Origin of the sequence: Arthrobacter sp. AL05 (assembly GCF_029960715.1) — a bacterium.
Classification (GTDB): Bacteria; Actinomycetota; Actinomycetes; order Actinomycetales; family Micrococcaceae; genus Arthrobacter.
This window is the reverse complement of record NZ_JASBRC010000002.1, coordinates 56,775-81,784: the sequence shown is the minus strand read 5'-3', so window position 1 is coordinate 81,784 and position 25,010 is coordinate 56,775. Positions and strand designations below refer to the sequence as shown.

Annotated in this window: 25 protein-coding genes; 5 read left to right on the top strand and 20 right to left on the bottom strand. The window is 65.2% G+C overall.

Translation table 11 applies throughout. From position 1 onward, the window contains the following. Positions 1-133: 133 nt before the first annotated feature. The 15 genes from QK287_RS02765 to QK287_RS02695 form a co-directional block, all read right to left on the bottom strand. On the bottom strand, positions 134-748 hold the full coding sequence (locus QK287_RS02765) for a MazG nucleotide pyrophosphohydrolase domain-containing protein (protein WP_253033636.1): 615 nt from the start codon (positions 746-748) through the stop codon (positions 134-136). Positions 749-869: 121 nt separating this feature from the next. Next, positions 870-2,027, bottom strand: coding sequence for an adenosine deaminase (locus QK287_RS02760; RefSeq protein WP_226775048.1), 1,158 nt, complete (start codon positions 2,025-2,027; stop codon positions 870-872). A gap of 55 nt (positions 2,028-2,082) precedes the next feature. Further along, a complete protein-coding gene (locus QK287_RS02755) occupies positions 2,083-2,832 on the bottom strand; it encodes a DedA family protein (RefSeq protein ID WP_282359119.1) in 750 nt (249 codons plus the stop codon). A gap of 96 nt (positions 2,833-2,928) precedes the next feature. Next, positions 2,929-3,579, bottom strand: a complete 651-nt coding sequence (locus tag QK287_RS02750) for a DedA family protein (protein ID WP_282359118.1) — start codon at positions 3,577-3,579, stop codon at positions 2,929-2,931. A gap of 118 nt (positions 3,580-3,697) precedes the next feature. After that, a complete protein-coding gene (locus QK287_RS02745) occupies positions 3,698-5,002 on the bottom strand; it encodes a thymidine phosphorylase (protein ID WP_226775062.1) in 1,305 nt (434 codons plus the stop codon). A gap of 11 nt (positions 5,003-5,013) precedes the next feature. Then, positions 5,014-5,418 (bottom strand): cytidine deaminase, encoded by a 405-nt coding sequence (locus QK287_RS02740; RefSeq protein ID WP_226775051.1) that lies wholly within the window; start codon positions 5,416-5,418, stop codon positions 5,014-5,016. A gap of 2 nt (positions 5,419-5,420) precedes the next feature. Continuing rightward, positions 5,421-6,758 (bottom strand): ABC transporter permease, encoded by a 1,338-nt coding sequence (locus tag QK287_RS02735; RefSeq protein WP_282359115.1) that lies wholly within the window; start codon positions 6,756-6,758, stop codon positions 5,421-5,423. Next, positions 6,755-8,182: an ABC transporter permease gene (locus tag QK287_RS02730; protein WP_282359114.1), complete on the bottom strand. Its 1,428-nt coding sequence runs from the start codon at positions 8,180-8,182 to the stop codon at positions 6,755-6,757. The genes QK287_RS02735 and QK287_RS02730 overlap by 4 nt, the downstream gene beginning before the upstream one ends. Continuing rightward, entirely contained in the window at positions 8,175-9,818 is a 1,644-nt protein-coding gene (locus QK287_RS02725; RefSeq protein ID WP_282359113.1) for an ABC transporter ATP-binding protein, read from the bottom strand. The genes QK287_RS02730 and QK287_RS02725 overlap by 8 nt, the downstream gene beginning before the upstream one ends. 166 nt (positions 9,819-9,984) lie before the next feature. Further along, positions 9,985-11,094: a BMP family ABC transporter substrate-binding protein gene (locus QK287_RS02720; RefSeq protein ID WP_226775055.1), complete on the bottom strand. Its 1,110-nt coding sequence runs from the start codon at positions 11,092-11,094 to the stop codon at positions 9,985-9,987. A gap of 281 nt (positions 11,095-11,375) precedes the next feature. Continuing rightward, positions 11,376-12,407: an NADP-dependent oxidoreductase gene (locus QK287_RS02715; RefSeq protein WP_226775056.1), complete on the bottom strand. Its 1,032-nt coding sequence runs from the start codon at positions 12,405-12,407 to the stop codon at positions 11,376-11,378. Continuing rightward, positions 12,404-12,835, bottom strand: a complete 432-nt coding sequence (locus tag QK287_RS02710) for an organic hydroperoxide resistance protein (protein WP_226775057.1) — start codon at positions 12,833-12,835, stop codon at positions 12,404-12,406. The genes QK287_RS02715 and QK287_RS02710 overlap by 4 nt, the downstream gene beginning before the upstream one ends. Positions 12,836-12,881: 46 nt before the next feature. After that, entirely contained in the window at positions 12,882-13,274 is a 393-nt protein-coding gene (locus QK287_RS02705) for a MarR family transcriptional regulator (protein WP_226775063.1), read from the bottom strand. A 262-nt stretch (positions 13,275-13,536) separates the two neighbouring features. Further along, complete coding sequence (locus tag QK287_RS02700; protein WP_226775058.1) at positions 13,537-14,736, bottom strand: amidohydrolase; 1,200 nt, start codon at positions 14,734-14,736, stop codon at positions 13,537-13,539. 65 nt (positions 14,737-14,801) lie between these two features. Further along, the gene (locus tag QK287_RS02695) at positions 14,802-15,959 is read right to left on the bottom strand and encodes a sugar phosphate nucleotidyltransferase (RefSeq protein WP_226775059.1); all 1,158 of its coding nucleotides are present in this window, start codon (positions 15,957-15,959) and stop codon (positions 14,802-14,804) included. A gap of 326 nt (positions 15,960-16,285) precedes the next feature. On the opposite strand from QK287_RS02695, the gene sdhC reads away from it, so the two are divergent. The 5 genes from sdhC to QK287_RS02670 all read left to right on the top strand — a co-directional run bounded on the left by sdhC (position 16,286) and on the right by QK287_RS02670 (position 20,721). After that, a complete protein-coding gene (gene sdhC, locus QK287_RS02690) occupies positions 16,286-16,666 on the top strand; it encodes a succinate dehydrogenase, cytochrome b556 subunit (protein ID WP_226774028.1) in 381 nt (126 codons plus the stop codon). Between the two features lie 2 nt (positions 16,667-16,668). After that, positions 16,669-17,151 (top strand): succinate dehydrogenase hydrophobic membrane anchor subunit, encoded by a 483-nt coding sequence (locus QK287_RS02685; protein WP_226774029.1) that lies wholly within the window; start codon positions 16,669-16,671, stop codon positions 17,149-17,151. Between the two features lie 126 nt (positions 17,152-17,277). Then, positions 17,278-19,077, top strand: a complete 1,800-nt coding sequence (gene sdhA / locus QK287_RS02680; protein ID WP_282359101.1) for a succinate dehydrogenase flavoprotein subunit — start codon at positions 17,278-17,280, stop codon at positions 19,075-19,077. A 1-nt stretch (position 19,078) separates the two neighbouring features. Continuing rightward, positions 19,079-19,861 carry a succinate dehydrogenase iron-sulfur subunit gene (locus QK287_RS02675; RefSeq protein ID WP_226774031.1) on the top strand — a complete coding sequence of 261 codons (783 nt, stop codon included), beginning with the start codon at positions 19,079-19,081 and terminating at the stop codon, positions 19,859-19,861. An 89-nt stretch (positions 19,862-19,950) separates the two neighbouring features. Beyond that, on the top strand, positions 19,951-20,721 hold the full coding sequence (locus QK287_RS02670; RefSeq protein WP_226774032.1) for an alpha/beta hydrolase: 771 nt from the start codon (positions 19,951-19,953) through the stop codon (positions 20,719-20,721). Here the strand turns inward: QK287_RS02670 and QK287_RS02665 are convergent. The 5 genes from QK287_RS02665 to QK287_RS02645 are packed head-to-tail and all read right to left on the bottom strand — an operon-like array spanning position 20,678 to position 24,983. Further along, on the bottom strand, positions 20,678-21,841 hold the full coding sequence (locus tag QK287_RS02665; RefSeq protein ID WP_282359100.1) for a YihY/virulence factor BrkB family protein: 1,164 nt from the start codon (positions 21,839-21,841) through the stop codon (positions 20,678-20,680). The genes QK287_RS02670 and QK287_RS02665 overlap by 44 nt on opposite strands. Further along, on the bottom strand, positions 21,786-22,451 hold the full coding sequence (locus tag QK287_RS02660) for a 2'-5' RNA ligase family protein (RefSeq protein WP_282359098.1): 666 nt from the start codon (positions 22,449-22,451) through the stop codon (positions 21,786-21,788). Before QK287_RS02660 ends, QK287_RS02665 begins: the two co-directional genes overlap by 56 nt. A gap of 4 nt (positions 22,452-22,455) precedes the next feature. Then, positions 22,456-23,559 carry a tryptophan--tRNA ligase gene (gene trpS / locus QK287_RS02655; RefSeq protein WP_282359096.1) on the bottom strand — a complete coding sequence of 368 codons (1,104 nt, stop codon included), beginning with the start codon at positions 23,557-23,559 and terminating at the stop codon, positions 22,456-22,458. A 16-nt stretch (positions 23,560-23,575) separates the two neighbouring features. Then, positions 23,576-24,409 (bottom strand): exodeoxyribonuclease III, encoded by an 834-nt coding sequence (locus tag QK287_RS02650; RefSeq protein ID WP_226774036.1) that lies wholly within the window; start codon positions 24,407-24,409, stop codon positions 23,576-23,578. A gap of 10 nt (positions 24,410-24,419) precedes the next feature. Then, the gene (locus QK287_RS02645; RefSeq protein WP_226774037.1) at positions 24,420-24,983 is read right to left on the bottom strand and encodes a hypothetical protein; all 564 of its coding nucleotides are present in this window, start codon (positions 24,981-24,983) and stop codon (positions 24,420-24,422) included. Positions 24,984-25,010 lie beyond the last annotated feature (27 nt).

Sequence of the window (25,010 nt, the reverse complement as noted above, 5' to 3'; positions counted from 1 at the left end):
GATCTGCTGGGAATCTGATGGGATATTAGGCTGGGAATCAAGCTGAAAAACCGACGTCCTCGTCGCTACCAGCCTAGTCGAGAGTGGGATAAGTTACAGAAAGCTATCCGGCGGCGGACGTCATTTTGGCCGATTAGGGTGACCGCGGCGGGTGTTGGCCGTCCTGGAAGCGGCGGTTGGCACCGCGGAGGGCCCGTTCGGCGTCCAGGCCCCGGGCCCGGGCGGCGGCCGCGATTGCGAACAGCAGGTCCCCGAGTTGCTCTTCCGAGGGCGGAACCGCTATCCCTACCGGCCCGGTTGACGGCGGGAAGCCGGACCGTTCGGCGCGGTCCTGGAGTTTTTGCGCCCGTGCCAGCGCGGGAAGGGCTGCGGGGACACCGCCGAGGGCTCCGTTGGCTTCCGGGCTGGCGGCGCCGGCGGGGACGAGCCGTTCCGAGCGCTTAACCGCGTCCCAGGTTCGGACGATTTCCTCAACCGTGGCCGGAAAGGACTCCTGCAGCGAACCGTCCCGGCGGAACACATGCGGGTTGCGCCGGACCATTTTGGCCGTGAGTCCGCGGGCCACGTCGTCGAGGTCGAAGGCGCCGCGTTCCTGGGCGAGCCGGGCATGGAGGACCACCTGAAGCAGGACGTCGCCAAGTTCGGCTTTCAGCTCAGCGTCGCCACCGGCCGTCTCGATGGTTTCGGCCACCTCGAAGGCCTCCTCAAGCAGGTACTCCACGAGGGATTCATGGGTGAGGGCAGCCATCCAGGGGCAGTGGGCGCGCAGCGCGCCAATCGTCGCCGCCAGCGTTTCGACAGCACCGGCCGTCCCGCGGACCCCGGCTGCCGCGGGCCCGCCCAGCGGCGGGCGCGCGGCGTCCTCCAGGCTAGCCAAGGTCGGCGTAAGCCTCGTTGATGTACTCGACGAGGGCTTCCTTCTCCTCCAGCGGCAGGAAAGCGGCCTCGGCCGCGTTCAGCGTCAGTTCCAGCAGGTCATCGAGGTCGTAGTCGAAAGTCTCGACCAGCAGCTCGAACTCGTCCGTGAGCGTCACGCCGCTCATCAGCCGGTTGTCGGTGTTGATGGTGACGTTGAAGCCGAGCTGGTAAAGCATGTCCAGCGGGTGGCTTTCGATGCCCTCGCCGAACCCTGCGACGGCGCCGGTCTGCAGGTTGGAGGAAGGGCAGATCTCCAGGGCGATGCCGCGGTCGCGGACCCAGCTGGCCAGGTCACCCAAGGTCACCATGCCGATGTTGTCATCGAGCTCGTCCCCGGCACCGTCGGCATCGTCGTCTGCTTCGAATTCAACGGTAACGTCCTCGGCGATCCGGACGCCGTGGCCCAAGCGCAGAGCGCGGCCGTCGACCAGCGCCGATTGGATGCTTTCAAGGCCGGCGGCTTCCCCGGCGTGCACCGTCGCCGGGAAGTTGTGCTGGGCAAGGTAGGTGAAGGCGTCCTTGAACCGGGATGGCAGGAAGCCGTCTTCGGCGCCGGCGATGTCGAAGCCGACGGCACCGTTGTTGCGGTGGCGGACCGCCAGTTCCGCGATTTCCTGGCCGCGGTCGGCATGGCGCATGGCGGTGATGAGCTGGCCGACCTGGATGTCGCGGCCGGTCTCGGCGACGGCGTCCACACCGGCCTCCAGGCCGGCCTGCACGGCTTCGACGGCCTCGTCCAGGCTCAGGCCCTGCTGGAGGTGCTGTTCGGGGGCCCAGCGCACTTCACCGTAGACAACACCGTCGTCGGCGAGGTCTTCGACGAATTCCTGGGCGACGCGGAAGAGTCCGGCCTTGGTCTGCATCACGGCGATGGTGTGGTCGAAGGTCTCCAGGTAGCGGACCAGGGAGCCGGAGTCCGCGGATTCGCGGAACCACTCCCCCAGGGCGACAGGATCGGTGGAGGGCAGGGTGTGTCCCGCGGCCTCGGCAAGTTCAATGATGGTGGCCGGACGGAGTCCGCCGTCCAGGTGGTCGTGAAGGGAAACCTTGGGGAGGCCCTTCAGGTCAAAGTCGAGGTCAGGGGCAGCGTCAAGAATTATCTCAGTCACGTTCCAACCTTAGGGTCCGATGCCGTGCAATACCAGCCGGGCCCGGAGCCAGGAATCAGGCTTCGACGTCCGCCGGTGTCTCCCGGGTCTTGGGCGCCGGTGCAGTGCCGGAAGCCTGGCCCGGCGAGCGGGCGGCGCCTGCCGGGGCGGGTCCGGTCTTGGCTTCAGCGTTGGCGGATCGGCCGGCTGCCGTGGCGGCGCCCCGGGCGTCGCGCCAGCGGTGCAGCCAGGTCAGGAGGTGGTCGACGACAATGCCCAGCACAATGGCGAAGGCGATGGCGATGCCGACGCCCAGCAGGGGGTGTTCATGGACCCAGTTGCCGGCGAGGATGCCAACACCGGCCGAATACGCGACCCAGGTGACTGAGGCGCAGATGTCCAGGATGACGAACCGCCGGCGCGGGTAGGCGGTGGTACCGGCAATCCAGTTGACCGCCACGCGTCCGACCGGAATGTAGCGGGCCGTGAAGATCAGCATGGCGCCACGTTTGTCCAGTTCGTAGCGGGCCCAGTTCAGCGCCCGCTGGACCTTGGGCCTGCGCATCCAGCGGAAGCGCTCGACGCCGACGTGCCGTCCCAGCAGGTAGGCCGTGTTGTCGCCGGCAATAGCGCCGACGGCGGCCGCTGCCATCACAAACCACATGTTCGGCTGCCCGGAGGTCACGGAAAGGGCGCCCAGGGCGACGATCAGGGTTTCGCTCGGCAGTATCGGCACAAATCCGTCAATGAAGCAGAAGATCGTCAGAATTGGAAAAATCCACCATTGACCCGCGGCATGGAGAATTGCCTCATTGATAAATTCCACGCGGGCGTTGCTCCTAGGAAAGTGGTGAAAAGCGCTCTTCAGTGTCCCATGTCGGAAACGGATACGCTACGTTCCCGGCGGATGAATCTCCCGGTTTCAGCGCTCAGTCGTTTGGGACCCGGCAGGCGGGGCCGGCAGTCCGGGCTCCACGGGAAGGGTTCCGCGGAGCCTGCGGATGAGGACGTCCACCAGGATGCCCAGGCCGATCGCGCAAATCACGGCGACGATGACCCCGAGCAGGTGGTTCTCCGCAAACCATTGGCCAAAAAACAGTCCCGTTGCGACCGAGTACAAGGCCCAGAGCACCGCGGAGAGCACCGTCAACCCAACAAAGCGCGGACGCGGGAACCCGGTGGCGCCGGCCGTCAGGTTGACCGCCACCCGGCCGATCGGGACGAACCGCGCCACCAGGACCAGGGAGGCGGGCCGTTTGCGCAGCTCGGTGCCGGCCCAGCGGAACGCACGCTGCATACGATGCCCGCGCGACCAGGCCCAGCGCTGCGTGCCGGTGTTGCGGCCGATCAGGTAGGCGATGTTGTCCCCGAGGAACGCGCCCGCGGCCGCCGTCGCGGCGAGCAGCAACGCGTTGGGAACACCGGCGCTGGCCGCCACCGAGGCCAGTCCGACGACCACGGATTCGCTGGGAACAGGCGGGAAGAAGCCGTCAATCACGCAGCACACAAACACCAGGAGGAGCACCCAGGGTTGGCCTGCGGCGGCAAGGATGAAGTCGTTGATTGCCTGCACGGTTTCCTAACAAACAACGGGAGGACTGCTGTTGTGCAAGTGTACTGCCGGCTTGCCCTATCACTTGTGGCGGCCAAACCCGAGGGTTCGGCCCACCGCCGATAGGGCAAACCGGCGGCTAGGCGATGCGGTCGATGATGAGCTGCTGCGCCGGGCGGGAGCCTTCCGGGGCAATCACCACGGCATGTTCGAGGGCTTCCCTGGCCCGTTCGAACTTCTCCGGGGTATCCGTCAGCAGCGTCATCAGCGGTTCGCCGGCTTTGACCGTCGCGCCGGGTTTGGCGTGCATCCGCACCCCGGCACCGGCCTGGACCTGGTCCTCCTTGCGCGCGCGTCCGGCACCAAGGCGCCAGGCTGCGACTCCGACGGCCATCGCGTCGAGCTCCACCAGCACGCCGTCGGCGGGCGCGTAGAGCACTTCGGATTCCCTGGCCACCGGGAGGGTTGCCCGCGGGTCGCCGCCCTGCGCCTCGATCATGCGGTTCCAGACGTCCATCGCCCGGCCGTCCTTCAGCGCCGCCCGGGGATCGGCGTCGTGGACGCCTGCGCAGGCGAGCATCTCCTCCGCCAGCCGGACCGTGAGTTCCACAACGTCCTCCGGTCCGCCGCCGGCAAGGACCTCCACCGATTCCTCGACCTCGATCGCGTTGCCGGCGGTGAGGCCCAGCGGTGTGTTCATGTTGGTCAGCAGGGCCACTGTGTTAACACCGGCGTCCTTGCCCAGGGCCACCATGGTCTCGGCGAGTTCGCGGGCGCGCGCCTCGTTTTTCATAAACGCGCCGCTGCCGACCTTGACGTCCAGCACCAAGGATCCGGTGCCCTCCGCGATTTTTTTGCTCATGATCGACGACGCGATCAGCGGGATGGCCTCGACGGTGCCCGTGACGTCCCGCAGGGCGTAGAGCTTCTTATCCGCCGGAGCCAGCCCGGCCCCGGCTGCGCAGATGACGGCTCCGACGTCCTGGAGCTGCGCCAGCATTTCCTCGTTGCTCAGCGCGGCGCGCCAACCCGGGATCGACTCGAGCTTGTCCAGGGTGCCGCCGGTGTGGCCCAGGCCGCGACCGGACAGCTGCGGGACAGCAACGCCGAAGACCGCCACCAGGGGTGCCAGCGGCAGGGTGATCTTATCTCCGACGCCGCCGGTGGAGTGCTTGTCGGAGGTGGGCTTTACGCTGCCGTCGGGCCGGCGCAGGCTGGAGAAGTCCATCCGTTCACCGGAAGCGATCATCGCCGCGGTCCAGCGTGAAATCTCGGCCCGGTCCATGCCGTTAAGCAGGATTGCCATGTTCAAGGCGGCCATCTGCTCGTCGGCGATCGCACCGCGGGTGTACGCGTCGATCGTCCAGTCAATTTGGGCGGGACTGAGCACACCCTTGTCACGCTTGATGCGGATGATGTCGACGGCGTCAAACGATTCGGTCATGTTCGGTGGTGTCACCGGGGTTCCTCCAGGTGTTGGGGGCCAAAAGCATCGGGAAGGACCTGGCCCATGGTCTTGATTCCCTGCGTGGTCATAAGCTCCATGTCGGGAGCCCTGAATTCATAGAGCAACTGCCGGCAGCGACCGCACGGCATCAGCACGTTGCCGCCGGCGTCGACGCAGTAGAAGGCACGGAGCAGGCCGCCGCCGGTCATCTGCAAATTACCGACGAGGGCGCACTCGGCACACAGCGTCAGCCCGTAGCTGGCATTTTCGACGTTGCAGCCGCTCACAATCCGGCCGTCCGCGGTGAGGGCTGCTGCCCCGACCGCGAACTTCGAATACGGCGCGTAGGCATTGGCCATCGCGGTGACCGCGGCGGCCTTGAGGGCCGCCCAGTCAACGTTGGTGCACTCCATCGTCAACCCTTCACATACGGTATGCCGTCGGCCGCCGGCGGCCGGGACCGGCCAACGATTCCGGCGACCGCAAACACGGTTACGAGGTAGGGCAGCATTGCCATAAACTGGCTCGGCACCGGGGTGCCGATGATCGTCACAATGCTCTGCAGGTTGTCGGCGAAACCAAACAGCAGCGCTGCGAAGAACGCCCCCAACGGATTCCAGCGCCCCAGGATCATCGCCGCGAGGGCAATAAAGCCGCGGCCACCGGAGATCTCCTTCGTGAAGCTGTCGATCGCCACCAGCGTGAAGAACGATCCACCGATACCGGCTACAGCGCCGCCGAGCGTGACGTTCCAGAACCGGGTTGCGTTGACGTTGATGCCCAGGGTGTCGGCAGCCTGCGGGTGTTCGCCGACGGCGCGGACCCGCAGGCCCCACTTGGTCTTGAACAGCGCAATCCACACCACGATCACGGCCACGTACATCAGGTAGCCAACAACGGACTGCTTGAAGAGGATGGGTCCGAGGACCGGGATGCTGGACAGCCCCGGAATTTCGATGATGGGAAGCCGCCCCGGCGAGTTAAACATTTCCTTGTCCGCCTGCATCACGGTGCTGAACAGAAAGCCCGTGAGGCCCGAGATCAGGACGTTGAGCACCACACCGACGATGATCTGGTTGACCACGTACTTGATGCTGAACACTGCCAGCACCATCGAGACGAGGGCTCCGGCCACGGCTGCCGCGAGCAGACCCAGGTACGGGCTGCCGGTCAGGCTGGCAACGATAGCGGCGGTGAAGGCACCGCCAAGCAACTGGCCTTCAATGGCGATGTTCACAACGCCGGCTCGTTCGCACAGCACCCCTGACAGGGAGCCGAAGACAATCGGTACGGCGAGGGTCACGGATCCGGCGATCAGGCCCGCCAGCGAGATGCTGGGGGTCCGGGCGCCGCCGACCACCCAGACCAGGAAGGCCACCACGAACAGGACCGTGAACAGGACAGGCAGCCAGCGCGGGGGCCGCTGGATTTTTGTCTTGAGGAACATCGCGTAGCCGGCCAGGGCCAGCAGGATCACGGACAGCACCAGCCCGGTGAGGTAGGCCGGCGCCTCGATAGCCGGCAGCTGGAAGAAATCCCCGCCGGAGGAGATGCCGAATTTTGCCGTCTCGTGCGGGCCCAGCAGGCCAAAAAAGACGAATGCGATGACGGCCAGGACCAGCAGCGTCACGGGCAGCTTCCAGGTGACCGGTTTGGCGGAGACCGTCGGCTTCCTGTTCGCCTCTGGACGCGGGCGGTCCTGCTCTTGCTTACGGGGTTCTCCCGGGACGGGGGACGTTGTTGTTGTGCTCATGCTGCACCTCCGGTGGCTGCTGCCTGCTGGGACTTGCCGGCGGATACGGCCTTCTTTTTGCGCGGGTTGAGCCCAAAAACGGCCCGGACCAGGGGTGGCGCCGCGATGAACAGCACAATGAGCGACTGCACCACCAGCACAATGTCTATCGGGGTTCCGGTCTGGATCTGCATCTGGACCGCACCGGCGCGGAAGGCGCCGAACAGCACACCGGCGGCGAAGGTGCCCCACGGCGTCGAACGTCCCAGCAGTGCGACGGTAATGGCGTCAAAGCCGTAGGTCGCCGCTACACCGTCGGTGAGTACTTTTTCGGTTCCCGCTACCTGCGCGACGCCGGCCAGTCCGGCGAGGCCGCCGGCGATCGCCATCACCAGGATGGTGGCGCGCGGGACGTTGATGCCTGCGGTGAGGGCCGCATTTGGGTTGGCTCCCACCGCGCGGAACTCGAAACCGATGGTCGAGCGGTTCAGCAGCCACCAGACGAACACCGTTGCCGCGATGGCCAGCAGGAAGCCAAGGTGCAGCCGGTACTGGCTGCCGAAAAGCTGCGGATATACGGCCGACGGGTCCAGCAGCGGTGAGATAGGTGTGGTTTCCCCGGGACGCTGGAACGCCGGTGTGTCCAGGAGGTAGCGCACCAGGTACAGGGCAATGTAGTTGAACATGATGGTCACGATGACCTCATGGGCCCCGGTCCGCGCTTTAAGCACGCCGACCAGGCCGCCCCAGACGGCGCCGCCAACGACGCCGGCAAGCACCACAAGCAGCAGGTGAAGGCCCACCGGCAGCTCCAGCTCGAAACCGACCCAGGCGGCCACGATGCCGGCCATGATGATCTGGCCCTGCGCGCCGATGTTAAAGAGTCCCGCGCGGAATGCCAGGGCGACACCGAGGCCGGCGGTGATCAGCGGAGTGGCGATGGTGAGGGTTTCCAGCAGCGGGGCGAACTGTCCGCCCAAGCCGCTGCCCCGCGGGTTGAATACCGAGCCCTGGAAGAGCGCGACGTAGGAACTTGTCGCGGCTGACCAGACGGCGGCGAGGAAGTCGGCCGGGCGGGCAAAGAAGTAGCTCGACGTCGCCGCGACCTCCTTGTCGGTGCTGGCAATAAGCAGTCCCCCAAGAATCAAGGCAAGGAGGACAGCCAGTGCTGTCACAATGCCGTTTCCGGTGAAGATCTGGCGCAGCACCGAATCCGAGTCCCCCGCAGCTGCAAGGGAGCCGCTCTGGGCCGAGACGGGAACCGCCGATGGCCGCATTGCACCGCCGGCTGTGTCCAGGGATGTGGCCAGGGCTGCGTCATCTGCGGGGGCCCCGGTCTTCGTTTCGGCCACAGCGGCCGGCCCGGTTTCCGGGGCGTCGAGGGGTTCCGGATTCAGGTCCGGATCCGGTTCGCTCGAGCGTCGAGGCTCGTTGTTTTCACTCATGGTCGTCTCCTACGGCGCCGGAGCCGGACTCGGGCACGGTCGGCGCGGCGGGCGCCTGGTTCTTTGCTGGGGGTGCGGCGGGGCTCTCTGCGGGCCCGCCGGGTGCGGGCTTACCCGCGGAATCGGCGTGTGCGTCCTGCGGGGAGAGCCCGGCCATCATCAGGCCAAGGACGTCGCGGCCGGTGCCGGACGGGACAATCCCGACGATTTTGCCCTTGTAGAGCACTGCGATCCGGTCCGCGAGGTCGATGACTTCATCGAGTTCGGTGGAGACGATCATCACGGGCGTGCCAACGTCGCGCTCGGCCACGATGCGCTTATGCAGGAACTCGATGGACCCGACGTCCACGCCGCGGGTGGGCTGGGAGGCGATGAAGAGCCGCAGCGGCCGGGAGAGTTCCCGGGCCATCACCACTTTCTGCTGGTTTCCGCCGGACAAGGTGCCAGCCGCGAGCGAACCCGAGGGAGTGCGCACGTCAAACTCCTCGATCCGGCCCTTGGCGTTCTCCAGGACCTTGGCCGGCCGCATGCTGATGCCTTTGGCGAACGGGGCCTGGTCGTATCGGTCAAGAATCAGGTTTTCGGCAATCGAGAAGGTGCCGATCAGGCCGTCAACGTTGCGGTCTTCCGGCACGAAGCCGACCCCGGCGTTGAGGACTTCCTTGACGCTGCGGCCAATAAGTTCCGCACCGTCGAGCAGGATGGAGCCATGGACCCGGTCCTGGAGGCCCAGGATGGCCTCGGTCAGTTCGGTCTGCCCATTGCCCTGGACGCCGGCGATGGCGAGGATCTCACCGCGGGCGATGTCGAAGCTGATGCCGTCCACCACGTGCTGGCCGCTGGGCGCAATCACCGTGAGGTCCGTCACCTGGAAGGTCGTCTCCTGGGGCTTCGCCGGGGCCTTGTCCAGGGTCAGGTTCACGGCCCGGCCCACCATCATGGAAGCAAGTTCCGTCGTCGAGGCGCCGGGATCGGCGGTACCAACGACCTTGCCCCGCCGGATCACAGTGATGGTGTCCGAGACGGCTTTGACTTCACGAAGCTTGTGCGAGATGAAGACAATCGATGTGCCGTGGCTCTTGAGCTGGCGCATAATGTCCAGCAGCTCATCGGTGTCCTGCGGGGTCAGTACGGCAGTGGGTTCATCGAGAATCAGGACCCTGGCGTCGCGGACGAGTGCCTTGATGATTTCTACGCGCTGCTGCACCCCCACCGGGAGGTCCTCCACCAGGGCATCGGGGTCGACGTCAAAGCCGTACCGGTCCGAGATTTCCCGGATCTTCCGCCGGGTGTCATCCAGGTTCAGGAACCCCCCGGCCGTGGTGGTTTCCGCTCCCAGGGCGACGTTTTCCGCGACCGTAAAGACCGGAACGAGCATAAAGTGCTGGTGGACCATCCCGATGCCGGCGGCCATGGCGTCGCCCGGGCCGCGGAAGGTGACGGGTTTGCCGTCGACCAGGATCTGGCCCTCGGTCGGCTCGTACAGACCGTACAGGACATTCATCAGCGTGGACTTGCCCGCGCCGTTTTCGCCGAGCAGACAATGAATCTGCCCGGGCTCAACCACCACGTCAATGTGGTCGTTGGCTACCAGGGAGCCGAAGCGTTTGGTGATCCCCTTGAGTTCAAGTTTCAAAACTCTGACCAATCTAGAAGTATCCGGCAGTCGTGGCCCGGACGGATGATGGGGCCGCAGGATCAGCCTAGTGCCTGCAGCCGGAGGCGGAGCCGGTCCGCTCAACGAAAAGCGCCACAGCCCGTGCGGTGATGACCGGACGGGCCGTGGCGCTTAGCGGCGGAAGCTAGAGCTTCGGGCTGGCTGCGGATTCAACCTTCAGCTTGCCGTCGGCGATATCCTTTTTGATCTGCTCCAGCTGGGTCTTCACTTCGGCCGGGACCGCGGAGTCCTGGTCGTGGAACGGCGCCAGCTGCACGCCGTCGTTCGCGAGGGTGCCAACGTACGGCGTGTTGGTGAACTTGCCGTCCTTGTCTTCCTTCACAACGGTCTCGACAGCCTCGCCCATCTGCTTCATCACGGAGGAAAGCATAATGTCCTTGTAGTCCGGTGCCGTGAGGAAGCCGTCGGAGTCAACCCAGATGAGCTTAACGTCCTTGCCTGCTGCCTTGGCTTCCTTCAGGGCCGCGCCGGCACCCTTGCCAACCGGACCGGCGACGGGCATCACGATGTCAGCGCCCTGGTCCAGGAAGTTCTGGGTGAACTGCTTGCCCTTGTCCTGCTTTTCGAAGTCACCGGTGAAGGAACCGTCCTGCTTGGCCTTGTCCCAGCCGAGCACTTTCACGGTCTTGCCGTTTTTCTCGTTGTAGTACTTGACGCCGTCGGCATAGCCGTCCATAAAGATGGTGACGGTGGGGATCTTGATACCGCCGAAGGTGGCGACCGTTCCGGTCTTGGTGGTGCCGGCTGCGAGGTAGCCCGCCAGGAAGGCGGCCTGGGCCGTGTCATAAATGATCGGCTTGACGTTGCTGATCGGGGTGTCATAGCCGAAGTCGATAATGGCGAAGTGTTTGTCCGGGTTCGCCGTGGCCTGGGCCTTGGTGGCGTCGCCGAGCAGGAAGCCGACAGTGACTGTCAGGTCGCAGCCGGCCGTGACCATTGCCCGCAGGTTGGGCTCGAAGTCGTTATTGGTCTTGGACTCGGCCTGGTTGACCTTGATGCCCAGATCCTTCTCGGCCTTCTTCAGCCCCTCGTAGGAGGACTGGTTGAATGACTGGTCGTCGAATCCGCCCGAGTCGGACACGATGCAGCCGGTGTAGTTGCTGGCCGAGGCGGAGGCACTGCTGCTGGCTGTCGGTGCGGCCCCGCAACCGGTGAGTAGCAGCGCAGCCGCGCCGGCGGTGGCGACTCCTGCCACCGAACCGCGCTTGAAGGTTGCACGCAGAGAGTTCTTCAATTTTCCTCCAGGAGAAAAGAGTAGGCGCTACGACGGAAGCTCAATGAGTGTCTGTTGGCGGGGTTGCCGCTGAAACGCTGTTTTCACTGATGGATTTCGCAGCACTGCGCCGAAGCGCACTGATGAAAGCAACTTTAGTGTCCTCTAACACGTCCGTGTACCGCAGTTCACAGGGATTTCCCAGATTGTTGAGAACTTGTTACCAAGCGGTAGACAAAAAGCCCCGCACCGGGTGGATTCCGGTGCGGGGCTTGCGGCCTGCGGGCAGGCGGGGTGTGCGGTTAGAGCCGGACCAGCATCTTGCCGGTGTTGGCACCATCGAGGAGGTCCATAAAGGCCTGCGGTGCGTTCTCGAGTCCGTCCACGATGGTCTCGTCGTAGCTGACAGTGCCGTCCGCGATCCAACCGGACATGGTCTGGACAAACTCGCTCATGTGCTGCCAGTAGCCGCCGACCAGGAAGCCCTTGAGGGTCAGCTGCTTGCCGATGGCGAGCATAAGGTTGCGCGGGGCCGTCGCGGGCTCGGTTGAGTTGTACTGCGCGATGGCGCCGCACATGGCGACCCGGCCACCGACGTTGAGCACACTCAGGGCTGCTTCGAGGTGTTCGCCGCCGACGTTGTCGAAGTACACATCGATGCCCGCTTCGCCTGCGGCGGCGGTGAGCTGGTCAACAACGGGTCCGTCGTGGTAATTGAAGGCGGCATCGAAGCCGAGTTCGAGCAGGCGGGCCACCTTTTCCGGGGACCCAGCGCTGCCGATCACGCGGGAAGCGCCCATGGCCTTGGCAATCTGTCCCACCAGCGAGCCGACGGCACCGGCCGCGCCGGAGACGAAAACGGCGTCGCCGGCCTTGAAATCGGCCACCTTGAGCAGGCCCGCGTACGCCGTCAGGCCGGTCATCCCCAGCGCGCCGAGGAACGCGGAGGCGGGTGCCAGGTCCGTGCGGGCCGGCGAGGTGGCTCCGGCGTCGAGCACGGCGTATTCACGCCATCCCAGTGAATGGACGACGGCGTCGCCCACCTTACGGTCCGCGGAGCGGGAGGCAATTACTTCGCCCACGGCGCCGCCTTCCATCGCGACGTCCAAGGCAAAGGGCGCCGAGTAGGACTTGACGTCATTCATCCGGCCGCGCATGTAGGGGTCCACGGAGATAAAGAGGTTGCGGACCAGGACCTGGCCGTCCTGCAGTTCGGGCAGCGCCGTCTCGGCGATGCGGAAATTCTCCGGTACGGGACGGCCGTGCGGCCGGGATGCCAGCTGGATCTCCCGCGTGGCGGCGGGAAGGACTGTGGTTTCGGTGTCGGTGCTCATGCGGCTACCTCCATGATGTTGATGTCGACAGTGATGTTGCCACGGGTGGCATTGGAATAGGGGCAGACTTCGTGCGCCTTGGCCACGAGGGCCTCGGCGGTGGCCCGGTCCACGGCGGGCAGGGCGATCTCGAGTTCTGCGGCGATGCCGTAGCCGGCTCCATCGGCCAGCGCGCCCAGGTGGATCTTCGCGGCGACGGCGGAGTCTGTGAGGTCGGCGTGCTGCTGGCGGCCAACGAGCCGCAGCGCGGAGTGGAAGCAGGCTGCGTAGCCGGCGGCAAAGAGCTGCTCGGGGTTGGTGCCCTCGCCGCTGCCGCCCAGTTCCACCGGGCTTGCCAGCGCGACGTTAAGTTTGCCGTCCTTGGTGACGGCGGTGCCGTCGCGGCCTTCGCCCGAGGCCAGCGCCTCGGCGGTGTATAGAGTCTTCATGCGCGGTCCAATCTGTTGGCGGGAAATTCGGGAAAAATTGTGCGGGCTAGCGGGGTGCCTGCAGTGCGGCGGTGAGCCGGCCCAAGGTGTCACGCAATTGGTCGAGTTCAACAGCCGACAGGCCGGCGGCCGCCGCGAGCCGCTGCGGGATTTCCGCGGCTTTCGCGCTCAGGGCAGCGCCGTCAGCGGTGAGGAAGACCTCCACGCGGCGCTCATCGGCCGAAGAGCGCAGACGCCGCACCAGGCCAAGGGCTTCAAGCCGCTTCAGCAGCGGCGAGAGCGTTCCCGAATCAAGTGCGAGCTCGGCCCCCAACTCGCGCACGCTGCGCGGCTGCGCTTCCCACAGCACCATCATGACGAGGTACTGCGGGTAGGTCAGGCCAAGCTCTTCGAGCATCGGCCGATACGCCGCCGTCGTGGCCCGTGTTGCGGAATACATGGCGAAACACACCTGGCGGTTCAAGCGCGGAGCGTCGATTCCAGCGGCGTCGGGTGCGGCGGTCTGGCTGCCCGCGTCCGCGGAGTGCTGTGTTTCGCTCATGAAATAAACATACTCCACAATTCAATTGTGCACAACTCAATTGTGCGCAATTCAAATACGGGAAAGCTAACTGCGTTCAACCGGCCTGGTGGCCATTCGCTCCCGCCGATCTACCCGGCCCGGAACGAGGTGTCCACCTCCGGCTTTGGAAGCCTGCCGGCTAGAGGTCGCGCAGGGTTCGCAGCGCAGCGGCCGTAAGCACCTTAACACCCAGGCCCAGGGCACGTTCATCCAGGATGTAGTCACCGCGGTGCAGATCGTACTCCTCGCCGCCGGGGGTCTTGGTGCCGAGCCGCATCATGGCGCCGGGAAGGTCGGCCAGGAACCAGGCAAAGTCTTCACCGCCCATGGACTGGGGCGTCAGGACGACTGCGCCTTCGCCGATTTCGGCACGGGCCGCGGCTTCAATCAGTGCGGTTTCGTGTTCGGAGTTCACCACGGGAGGCACGCCTCGGGTGTGTTCCAGGTGCACATCAACGCCGTACGGTGCCGCGATCTGCTGGATGACCTCGTCGAGGATCTCGCCGGCACTGTGCCAGGCGTCGCGGTCCAGGCAGCGCATGGTGCCGGCCATGTAGCCGCTGGCCGGGATTGCGTTGGGCGCGGAACCGGCCGAGATATGGCCCCAGACCACTGACACCCCGCTGCGCACGTCAACCCGGCGGGAAAGCACCGCCGGGACGTTAACGGCGATCTGTGCCAGGGCAAAGACGAGTTCCTCGGTCAGGTGCGGCCGTGAAGTGTGGCCGCCACGGCCGGTCAGTTCGATCTTGATCGTGTCCGAGGCGGAGGTGATGGCGCCGATCCGGGTGCCGATCTTGCCCACCTCAATCCGGGGATCACAATGCAAGGCCAGGATCCGGGGGACCCCTTCCAGGACGCCTTGCTCGATACAGCTCTGCGCACCGCCGGGCATGGTTTCCTCGGCCGGCTGGAAAATGATCCGCACGGTGCCGCGCAGCGGCGACTCCTGGTGCATCCGCTGCAGGACCAACGCCGCGCCGAGCATGGTGGCAGTGTGCACATCATGGCCGCAGGCGTGGGTGACACCGTGGTTCTTCGAGGCGAAGGCAAGCCCCGTCTCTTCGATGATGGGGAGGGCATCAATATCACCGCGCAGGGCCGTGGCGATCGGGCCCTCCCCGATGTCCACCGTCAGGCCCGTTCCGGCGAGGCGCCGCGGCTTGAGGCCAGCTTGCTCGAGTCGCTGCGCCAGCTTGTCCGTGGTGCGGAACTCCTTGAACGAAAGCTCGGGGTGCGCATGCAGGTCCCGGCGGAAGGCGATCAGCTCCGGCAGGAGAGGCTCGAGCCACGGCCCCACCAGTGTGGTGGGTTCAGCTTCAGTAGAGTAGTTACGCACCCAATAACTCTAGCGAGCGCAGATAAAATAGCTGCATCGCGGCCGGTGCGTTACGGATCCCGAGGCTAGAGGACGTCCGTGTCGCCGCTGGCCTTAAGCGCATCAACGGCCTGCTTGACCCGCTGCGAATGCTCTTTGTGCATCACGAGCAGGGCATCCGGGGTGTCAACCACCACCACGTCCTTGATCCCGATCAGGGCGATCACACGCTTGGTGTCGGAGACCACCACACCGCTGGCGTCCTCGGTGAAGACGCGGGCGCCCTCACCGATCACTGTCACGTCCTTAACTTCTTTGGCGCTGTTGAGCCGGCCCACCGAGGCGAAGTCACCGACGTCGTCCCAGCGGAAAGTACCGGGAACGACGGCGACGTCGCCCGCGGCGGCTGCCGGTTCGGCCACGGCGTAGTCAATGGCGATCTTGGGCAGGGTGGGCCAGACCCGGGCCTGGACCTCGTCGCGCTGCGGGGTGTCCCAGGCCTTGGCGATTTCCTGCACGCCGGCGTAGAGCTCGGGCTGGTTGGCTTCGAGGTGTTTGAGCATCAGCGCGACGGGAGCCACAAACATCCCGGCGTTCCAGACGTAGTCGCCGCTGTCGAGGTACTCCTGGGCAACCTCTTCGCTGGGCTTCTCCACGAACTCAACAACGGCCTGGGCACTGGGGGCCCCGTCGACGCCGAGGTTTTTGCCCGACCGGATGTAACCGAAGCCAGTGGAGGGGTGGGTTGGCTTAATGCCGATGGTAACGATCTTGCCGGCCGCGGCCGCATGGATGGCTTCCCGCACGGCTGCATGGAACAGCTCGTCGGGGCTGATCACCTGGTCCGCGGCGAAGGAGCCCATGATGGTGTCCGGATCGCGTTCGTGCAGGATTGCGGCGGCCAGCCCGATGGCGGCGCCGGAGTCCTTCGGCTCGCTCTCCAGCACCAGGTCCGCGTCATCGATCTCGGGCAACTGCCGGCAGACTGCATCCCGGTGCGCCTTCCCGGTTACCACAAGCATGTGCTTGCCGGCGAGCGGCTCCAGCCGGTCGTACGTCGATCTCAGCAGCGTGCTGCCCGAGCCCGTGAGGTCATGAAGGAACTTGGGGGCTGCCGCTCGTGACAGGGGCCAGAGGCGGGTCCCCACTCCGCCTGCCGGAATCACCGCAATAAACCGGCTCAGGGCCGGGCCCTGAGCCGTACCCTGCAGCGCGTCCTGGCTTGTCACTTTGTCTGTAGTCATCACGGCTACTTTAGCCGACACCGGCGCACAGAGCCCTGAACCGGCGCCGGAGCAGGCAACGGGCACCGCTGCGGGCACTGATCCGAAGCAGTCCGGGCCCCGCCCACACTTCTGCCTCACTCCCGCCTCACTCCCGCGCGGAATGTGCCGTTCGTCTCAAAAGCGGACCAAAACCCCGATGGGCGACGTCACCAGCGGGTGGCTGAATTGAATAAGCTGCGAGCGAAGCCTAGATTTAGGCTTGAGCTTACGAGTGCTCTCGCAGCAGGCGTTCCCCCCGCGTGGATCCCATGCCAGCGCCGCTGTGTTGCAGGGAGGTTTATTCAGTGCCGACAAAACCAGCTGGCACCTTGTACCGCGGCCGTGAAGGCATGTGGTCCTGGGTTGGACACCGCATAACTGGTGTAGTGATTTTTTTCTTCTTGTTGGTCCATGTACTGGACACCTCATTGGTGCGTGTATCCCCCGAGGCCTACACCGCCGTGATCGGTGCCTACAAGAACCCCCTGATGGCCCTGGGTGAAACGGGCCTCGTCGCAGCGATCGTCTTCCACGCCTTTAACGGCCTGCGGGTCATCGCCGTCGATTTCTGGAAGAAGGGCGCCAAGTACCAGCGCCAGATGCTATGGACGGTGCTCATCCTCTGGGCAGTCGTTATGGTTGGCTTCTCCATCCGCCACCTGTCCCTCGCCCTTGGAGGCCACTAGCCATGAGTGCAACGCAGATTCAGAGCCCGCGCAGCCCAAAGGTCGGCAGCAACCGGATTGCGCCGCAGTACCGCCGCAACGGCAGTTCAAAAGGCAACTTCGAAATGATCGCCTGGCTCTTTATGCGGCTTTCCGGCGTTGTCCTGGTTGTGCTGATCTTCGGCCACCTTTTTGTCAACCTGATGGTGGGCGAGGGAATCCACGCGATCGACTTCGGTTTTGTGGCCGGTAAATGGGCTGACCCGTTCTGGCAGATCTGGGACCTGGCGATGCTGTGGCTGGCCATGCTGCACGGCACCAACGGTGTGCGGACCATCATCAACGACTACGCCGAAAAGGACGCCACACGACTGTGGCTGAAGATCGTGCTGTACGCCGCCACCACCGCCATCATCATCCTGGGCACCCTGGTCATCTTCACCTTTGATCCGTGCCCTGTGGTCAACGGTGTCCAGCTGCCCGGCGGCTTCTGCCCGGCACCCTAACGGCGCGGCCCGAGCGGCAACCGACCCGTCCCTGCCCGGTGCAGGTACGGCAGGTCCACGAGATGTCACCGGCCCGGCTCCGCCGGACGGTGTTGTAAGCGAATTTTGAGAGAAAGAGCGTCTGGTATGCAGGTCCATAAGTACGACGTCGTCATCGTCGGTGCCGGTGGCGCCGGGATGCGCGCGGCGATCGAATCCGGTCAGCGCGCCCGAACAGCGGTACTGACCAAGCTGTACCCCACCCGCTCCCACACCGGTGCGGCGCAGGGCGGCATGTGCGCAGCCCTGGCGAACGTCGAGGAAGACAACTGGGAATGGCACACCTTTGACACGATCAAGGGCGGCGACTACCTGGTTGACCAGGACGCGGCCGAGGTGATGGCCAAAGAAGCAATCGACGCCGTCCTGGACCTGGAAAAGATGGGCCTGCCGTTCAACCGCACGCCCGAAGGCCGGATTGACCAGCGCCGTTTCGGCGGCCACACCCGCGATCACGGCAAGGCTCCGGTCCGCCGCGCCTGCTACGCCGCTGACCGCACCGGCCACATGATCCTGCAGACCCTGTACCAGAACTGCGTCAAGCACAACGTTGAGTTCTACAACGAGTACTACGTCCTTGACCTCCTGACCGTCGAGGAAGACGCTGTCCGCGAAGACGGCACGCCGTACAAGCAAAAGCGCGTTTCCGGCGTTGTGTCCTACGACCTTGCCTCCGGTGAACTGCATGTCTTCCAGGCCAAGTCGGTGGTTTTCGCCACGGGCGGCGCGGGCAAAGTCTTTAAAACCACCTCCAATGCCCACACCCTCACCGGTGACGGCATGGGCATTGCCTTCCGCAGCGGCATCCCGCTGGAGGACATGGAGTTCTTCCAGTTCCACCCGACAGGCCTCGCCGGCCTGGGCATCCTCCTCTCCGAGGCCGCCCGCGGCGAAGGAGCGATTCTGCGCAACTCCGAAGGTGAGCGCTTTATGGAGCGCTATGCCCCCACCATCAAAGACCTCGCACCCCGCGACATCGTGGCCCGCTCCATGGCCAACGAAGTCCGTGAGGGACGCGGTTGCGGCCCGAACAAGGACTACGTCCTGCTGGACCTGACGCACCTTGAGCCGGCACATATCGACGCCAAGCTGCCGGACATCACCGAGTTCGCCCGCACCTACCTCGGTGTCGAGCCGTACACGGAGCCGGTACCGGTCTTCCCGACGGCGCACTACGCCATGGGCGGCATTCCCACCAATATCAGCGCCGAAGTGCTCCAGGACAACAACACCGTTGTCCCGGGCCTTTACGCGGCCGGCGAGGTCGCCTGTGTCTCGGTGCACGGCTCCAACCGCCTGGGCACCAACTCGCTGCTGGACATCAACGTCTTCGGCAAGCGCGCCGGCATTGCCGCCGCCGAGTACGCCAAGACCGCCGATTTCGTTGATCTTCCCGGCGACCCGGAGGCCTACACACTGGACCTGCTCAACCACGTCCGCACCGCTGACGGCACTGAGAAGGTTGCTGCGATCCGCAAGGAACTGCAGGACACGATGGACGCCAACATGCAGGTGTTCCGCACCGCAGAGACCCTGAACCAGGTCCTGTCTGACATTGCGTCCTTCGAGGAGCGGTACCAGCGGATCAGTGTCCAGGACAAGGGCAAACGCTTTAACCTGGACCTCCTCGAAGCCGTGGAGTTGGGCTTCCTGCTGGAACTGGCCAAGGTTATGACCGTGGCGGCCCTGCACCGCGAGGAATCCCGCGGCGGCCACTTCCGCGAGGACTTCCCCGAGCGCGACGACGAAAAATTCATGAAACACTCCATGGCGTACAAGGATGAGCATGCTCCGGCGGATGGTTCCGCGGAGGCTATTGCGGGCATCCGTCTCTCCACCAAACCGGTGGTCTTTACGCGCTACGAGCCGATGGTGAGGAAGTACTAAGATGACCGCTGAACTCGCTGAGCCAGCTTCCAAGATCGAACTGCCCGCCCACATCGGCGGCGGCGGAGACATTCCGTCCTTCGACGTCCACCTGCGGGTGCGCCGCTACAACCCGGAGGTCTCCGACGAGTCCACCTGGGACGACTTCCACGTCACCATGTACGGCACGGACCGCGTCCTGGACGCCCTGCACAAGGTGAAGTGGGAAATCGACGGCAGCGTCTCCTTCCGCCGCTCCTGTGCACACGGTGTCTGCGGCTCCGATGCCATGCGCATCAACGGCCGCAACCGCCTTGCCTGCAAAACGCTGCTGAAGGACCTGGATACCTCCAAGCCCATCACCGTCGAGCCGATCAAGGGTCTTCCGGTGGAAAAGGACCTGATTGTGGACATGGAACCGTTCTTCCAGTCCTTCCGCGAGGTGATGCCGTTCCTGATCAACCGCGGCCATGAGCCCACCAAGGAACGCCTGCAGTCGGCCGAGGACCGCGAGCGGTTCGATGACACGACCAAGTGCATCCTCTGCGCCGCGTGCACCTCGTCCTGCCCGGTTTTCTGGACCGACGGCCAGTACTTCGGCCCGGCAGCGATCGTCAATGCGCACCGCTTCATCTTCGATTCCCGGGATGACGCAGGCGACATGCGCCTGGAGATCCTCAACGACAAGGAAGGTGTGTGGCGTTGCCGCACCACCTTCAACTGCACCGAGGCATGCCCGCGCGGCATCCAGGTCACGCAGGCAATCGCCGAGGTCAAGCAGGCAATCCTGTCCCGCAAGATCTAGCAACCGCTTCACAGCACAAACGACGACGGCGCCTCCCACCTTTGCGGTTGGGGGCGCCGTCGTCGTCGTCCCACCATCGAAAGGTTCCCGTGTCCCGCTCCGAAAAGGTCTCCTTCCAAGGTTCCACCGGGGAAACCCTCTCCGGCATCATTGATGTCCCCGACGGCGCGGTGAAAGGCTGGGGTGTGTTCTCGCACGGCTTTACGCTGGGCAAGGACAGCCCCTCGGCGTCGAGGATGTGCAAGGAGCTGGCGGACAACGGGGTGGGCATGCTCCGCTTCGACAACCTGGGCCTGGGCGAATCCGCAGGCTTATGGTCGGAGGGATCCTTTAGCCACAAGGTGGCGGACACCGTCAAGGCGGCCGAGTTTATGCGCCTGGCGGGCCGTCCGGTGTCGCTGCTGGTGGGTCATTCCTTTGGCGGGGCCGCTGTGCTGGCGGCCGCGCGGGAGATCCCGGAACTCGACGCCGTTGCCACAGTGGGCGCCCCGTTCTCGCCCAAGCATGTGGCACACGTCTTTGACTCGGCGCTGGACCGGATCCTCAACGAGGGCAGTGCCGAAGTGGACCTGGGCGGCAAACGGGTGGAGATCCGGCGGCATTTTGTGGAGGACCTGGAACAGGCGGACCTGACGGACTGCATCCGGCAGCTGCACAAACCGCTGATGGTGCTGCACTCCCCCACCGACAACACCGTGGGCATCGAAAACGCAAGCACCATCTTCCAGACGGCCCGCCACCCGCGCAGCTTCGTGTCGCTGGAGGGAAGCGACCACCTCCTGACCGGCAAGGGCCAGGCGGCGCGGGCGGCGCGGATTATTTCAGCCTGGGCCGACCAGTACCTCGACGCCACCTCGTAGCCGGGACCGGGCGGCGGGTTTCCCCGGGGTCCACGGGCGTCTTGCCCGGCTGGACCCGGCGGGCGCCCCACCCGGTCCTGGTGCTGGCCGGCTGCAGCTTGAGGTCCTTCTCCCGGACCGACACCCATGCGGCGCTGACAACGTACACCTGGCTGACCAGGTTGAACCAGATGAGCAGGCCGATGATGATGGCGAAGGGCGCCAGGATGGGGTTCTTTCCCGCGCTGGCCAGTAGCTGGGTGCTGAAGATCTGCAGCACTGTGGTGCCGGCCGCTGCGATGAGGGTCCCTTCCAGCAGTGAGCGCCGGGCCGCTTTAAGCCCCGCGGCCAGCCGGAACATAATCAAGGCGGTGCCCCAACCCAGCAGCAGCGGCACCACAATCGTTACGGACGTTGTCAGCGGCCAGGCGATCAGCGGATCGAGGCTCAGCTGCTCGGCCACCCAGTCGGCAGCGGTGCCGAAAACCAGCGAGGCCGCCGAGCTGATCACAAGGGCCACTCCGAGCAGCAGCAGGATGCCCGCGTCGCGCAGTATTTGCAGGACCGGGTTGATAGTGCGGGGACCCCATCCCATCATGCCGCGCACGCCGTCGCGAATGCCGCTGATCCAGCCCAGGGCGGTGAAAACGGTCACCCCGGCGGCGATCACAGCAGTCCAGCCGAGGCCGGAGGGGTTCAGCAGTTTCTTGGGATCCACCAGGCCCTCGCCGCCGTCGACCTGCAGCAGGCCCGGTGCGGCTGTGGCCACACTCTTGATGATTTGGTCCAGCAGCGCGGGCTGTCCGCTTAGGAACAGGCCCGCGAGGGAGAAGCCGGTGGCCAGCAGACCGGTGATGGAGAAGAACATCCGGAACCCGATGCCGGCGCTCATCAGCGGCCCGTGCTGGCGGTTGTAGTGCTGGAACGCACGCAGCGGGCGAAGGGTGTTGAGCCGGGCGATCAGCCACGGCAGCATTGCCAGCAGCGCCGCCGTCCCGCCGCCGGAGCGCCGCGCCTTGCCCCACTCGAGCCTCTTGCGGATGACTTCCAGCCGTAGCCCGGCCAGATCGGTCGGTAGGGGTGGTTCAGCGGGCGTCTGGGGCCCCGTCCTCGCCTCGGTCGATGTCGAATTCGGTCCCAAAGTCCAGTTCTTCCCGTAGCTGCCAGATACCGTTCTGGTCGTGTTCGTAGAGTCCCATGCTAGCGACCGGGAACGTCGCCCGGTAATCCTTGAGCGCCGTTTCGGCCTCATCAAGGCTTTCCGGCGCGACGTCATGGGCCACAGTAACGTGCGGGTGGTACTCGAATGGCAGCTCCCGCTCCAACGGACCTGCCTGAAGCCGCTCGTGCAGGCTCACGCAATCGCCGAATCCATCCTCGACGTTCAGGAAGACCACCGGGGACACCGGCCGGAAGGAGCCCGTCCCGGCGATGGTCACGTGGAAGGGCTCCTGCCTGCTCGCGATGGCCCGGACATGGTTCCGGGTCGCGTCCCAGTCCCGGGTCGTGGTGGTCGTCACCAGCGTGATGTGGGCCGGGATGACACCCGCCATGGGGTCACCGAAGGACGCCCGCCAGCGCTGAAGTTCCTCGGCGATAGCCTCCGGAAACCCCAGGATCACACCGATACTGATGCCCTCGCCGCGGTGTCCATTGCCCTCGGCGTCCTGGCTCCCGGAACCCGTGCCGCTGCCGGCACGCGCCGTGGCACGTGCCGGCTCGTTGGCGGTGACTCTGCTGACGGAGGACATTGCGCTAGCGGACTCCCTGGGCTCCGGCGTAGGGCAGGAACCCCACCTTGGCGTACACGTCGCGCAGGGTGACCGAGGCAATCTCTCGGGCCTTGTCGGCGCCGAGTGCCAGCAGCCGGTCCAGCTCCGCGGGGTCATCCAGCAATTCGTTCGCCCGGTCCCGGATGGGGGTGAGTCGATCTGCCACCACCTCGGCGAGGTCGACCTTCAGGTGGCCGTACATTTTGCCCTGGTACGCAGCGACAAGGGCATCCACACTTTGCCCGGTGATCGCCGAGTAGATGGTCAGGAGGTTCGAAACCCCGGGCTTGGCCTCGCGGTCGAACCGGATCTCCGTCTCCGCGTCCGTGACCGCGGATTTGATCCGCTTGGCGATGACCTTGGGCTCATCCAGCAGGTTGATTAGCCCGGCTGGTGATTCGGCCGACTTGGACATCTTGGCTGTGGGGTTTTGCAGGTCGTAGATTTTCGCCGATTCCTTCTGGATGAAGGGCGCCGGAACGTTGAAGGTCTCGCCGAAGCGGGAATTGAAGCGCTGGGCCAGGTCGCGGCTGAGTTCCACGTGCTGCCGCTGGTCTTCTCCTACCGGCACACCGTGCGGCTGGTAGAGGAGGATATCCGCGGCCTGCAGGACCGGGTAGGTGAACAGGCCGACGCTGGCCTGGTCCGAGCCGTGCCGTGAGGCCTTGTCCTTGAACTGGGTCATCCGGGAGGCCTCGCCGAAGCCGGTGATGCAGTTCAGCACCCAGGCCAGCTGGGCGTGCTCGGGTACCTGGGACTGGACGAAGAGCGTGCACTTGTCCACGTCCACGCCGCCGGCGATGTACTGCGCGGCCGTGACCCGGGTGCGGTGGGCCAGCTCGGCAGGGTCCTGCGGAACCGTGATTGCGTGCAGGTCCGGGATGAAGAAGATAGCGTCGAACTCATCCTGCATCCGGACCCAATTCACCAGGGCGCCGAGGTAATTGCCCAGGTGCAGGGAATCTGCCGAAGGCTGCATGCCGGAGAGGATGCGCTGCCGGACCCCGGTAGTGGGGGCGGCGGAGGCAGGGGCGGCGGTTTCGGTGGCAGCATCGTCGACCGGGGTCACAGTGGAGGGAGAAGTCATTCGTGGGGCCTTAAGACTAGAGCCGGTAGTCCACTACCAGCGGGGCGTGGTCGGAGAAGCGGGTGTCCCAGGACGGTGCACGGTCAACAACGGCTGAGACTGCGGCCGCCGCGAGAGCGGGCGTGGCCATGTGGTAGTCAATGCGCCAGCCGGTGTTGTTGTCGAAGGCCTGTCCCCGTTGCGACCACCAAGTGTAGGGGCCGTCGACGTTGCCCGCCAGGCCCCTGTGGACATCCTTCCAGCCGATGTCCGCGCCAAAGAACCGGTCGAAGTACGCCCGTTCCTCCGGCAGGAAGCCGGCACGTTTGACGTTGCCCTTCCAGTTTCGAATGTCCAGTTGCGTGTGGCCGACGTTGAGGTCGCCCACCACGAGGGCGTGGTCGCTGTGTTTGCCCAGCTCGGGAAGCCGGTTGAGCATCACGTCAAGGAACCGGAACTTGTCGTCCTGCTTTGGGGTCCCGGCCTCGCCGGAGTGCACGTAGGCGCTGACGACTGTCAGCTGCGAGGCTTCGCCAGCGGCGTTGCGGACCGCAAAGTCGGCTTCGACCCAGCGGCCGGCGGTGGCGAAGTAGTCGTCCCCAATGCCCACCCGGGTCTGCAGGGGTTCGGTCCGGGCGGCTATGGCGACGCCGGCGCGGCCCTTGGCTTCGGCTTCCGCGTGCAGGATGAACCATCCCTCGCCGAGCAGCTGACGGACGATCGCGTCCGGCGCGCGGACTTCCTGCAGGCAGAGAATGTCCACTTCGCGGGGCTCAAGCCATTCCGCCATGCCATTCCTATACGCGGCACGGAGGCCATTGACGTTGACCGATGCGATGCGAAGGTTGTCCTTCTTCAATGCCGAACTCACCCGATCCACTCTAGTCGACAATGGTTCCGGCGACAGGTTCGTCGGTGCCGGCGGACTTGATCATGTCCCGGGCGTTGGTGGCAGTGATCTCGATGGTCTCCAGCGCCCGGCGGATCGTGTCCTGATCCGCGGCGGCGCCCTTCTCCCGTTCCTGCTCGACGACGCGGACCTGGACCTGGACGATCTTGAACGAGTGGTCGAGTTTCAGGTCCCGGACTTCATCGGCATCGCGGCGGACCTCGACGCGCCGGGTGCTGCCATGGTCAACACTGCCCGACGACGGCGCGCGGCCGGCCGCGGCGTTGAAGGCGTTCTGCGCTTCAGTGATCTTGGCTCCGGCCTTCTTGGCGGCCTTCTGGATACTGAAGACCACAAAGGAAGCCAGGGCGAGCCAGAAGCCGGCGATGATCGCCACAAGCCAGCCGACGACGTCGTTCTGGTTCGCGGCAAAGATGACCGCGACGACAAAGGCGATGATAAAGACCATCATCCCGGGTCCGCTGATGCGGAGCATGGAGAACTTGGTGCTGTTCGCGGACGGCTTGGAAGACGCGGGGTTGCCCAGAGATTGCATGAGCCTATTATCGCAAATCCCCGCACC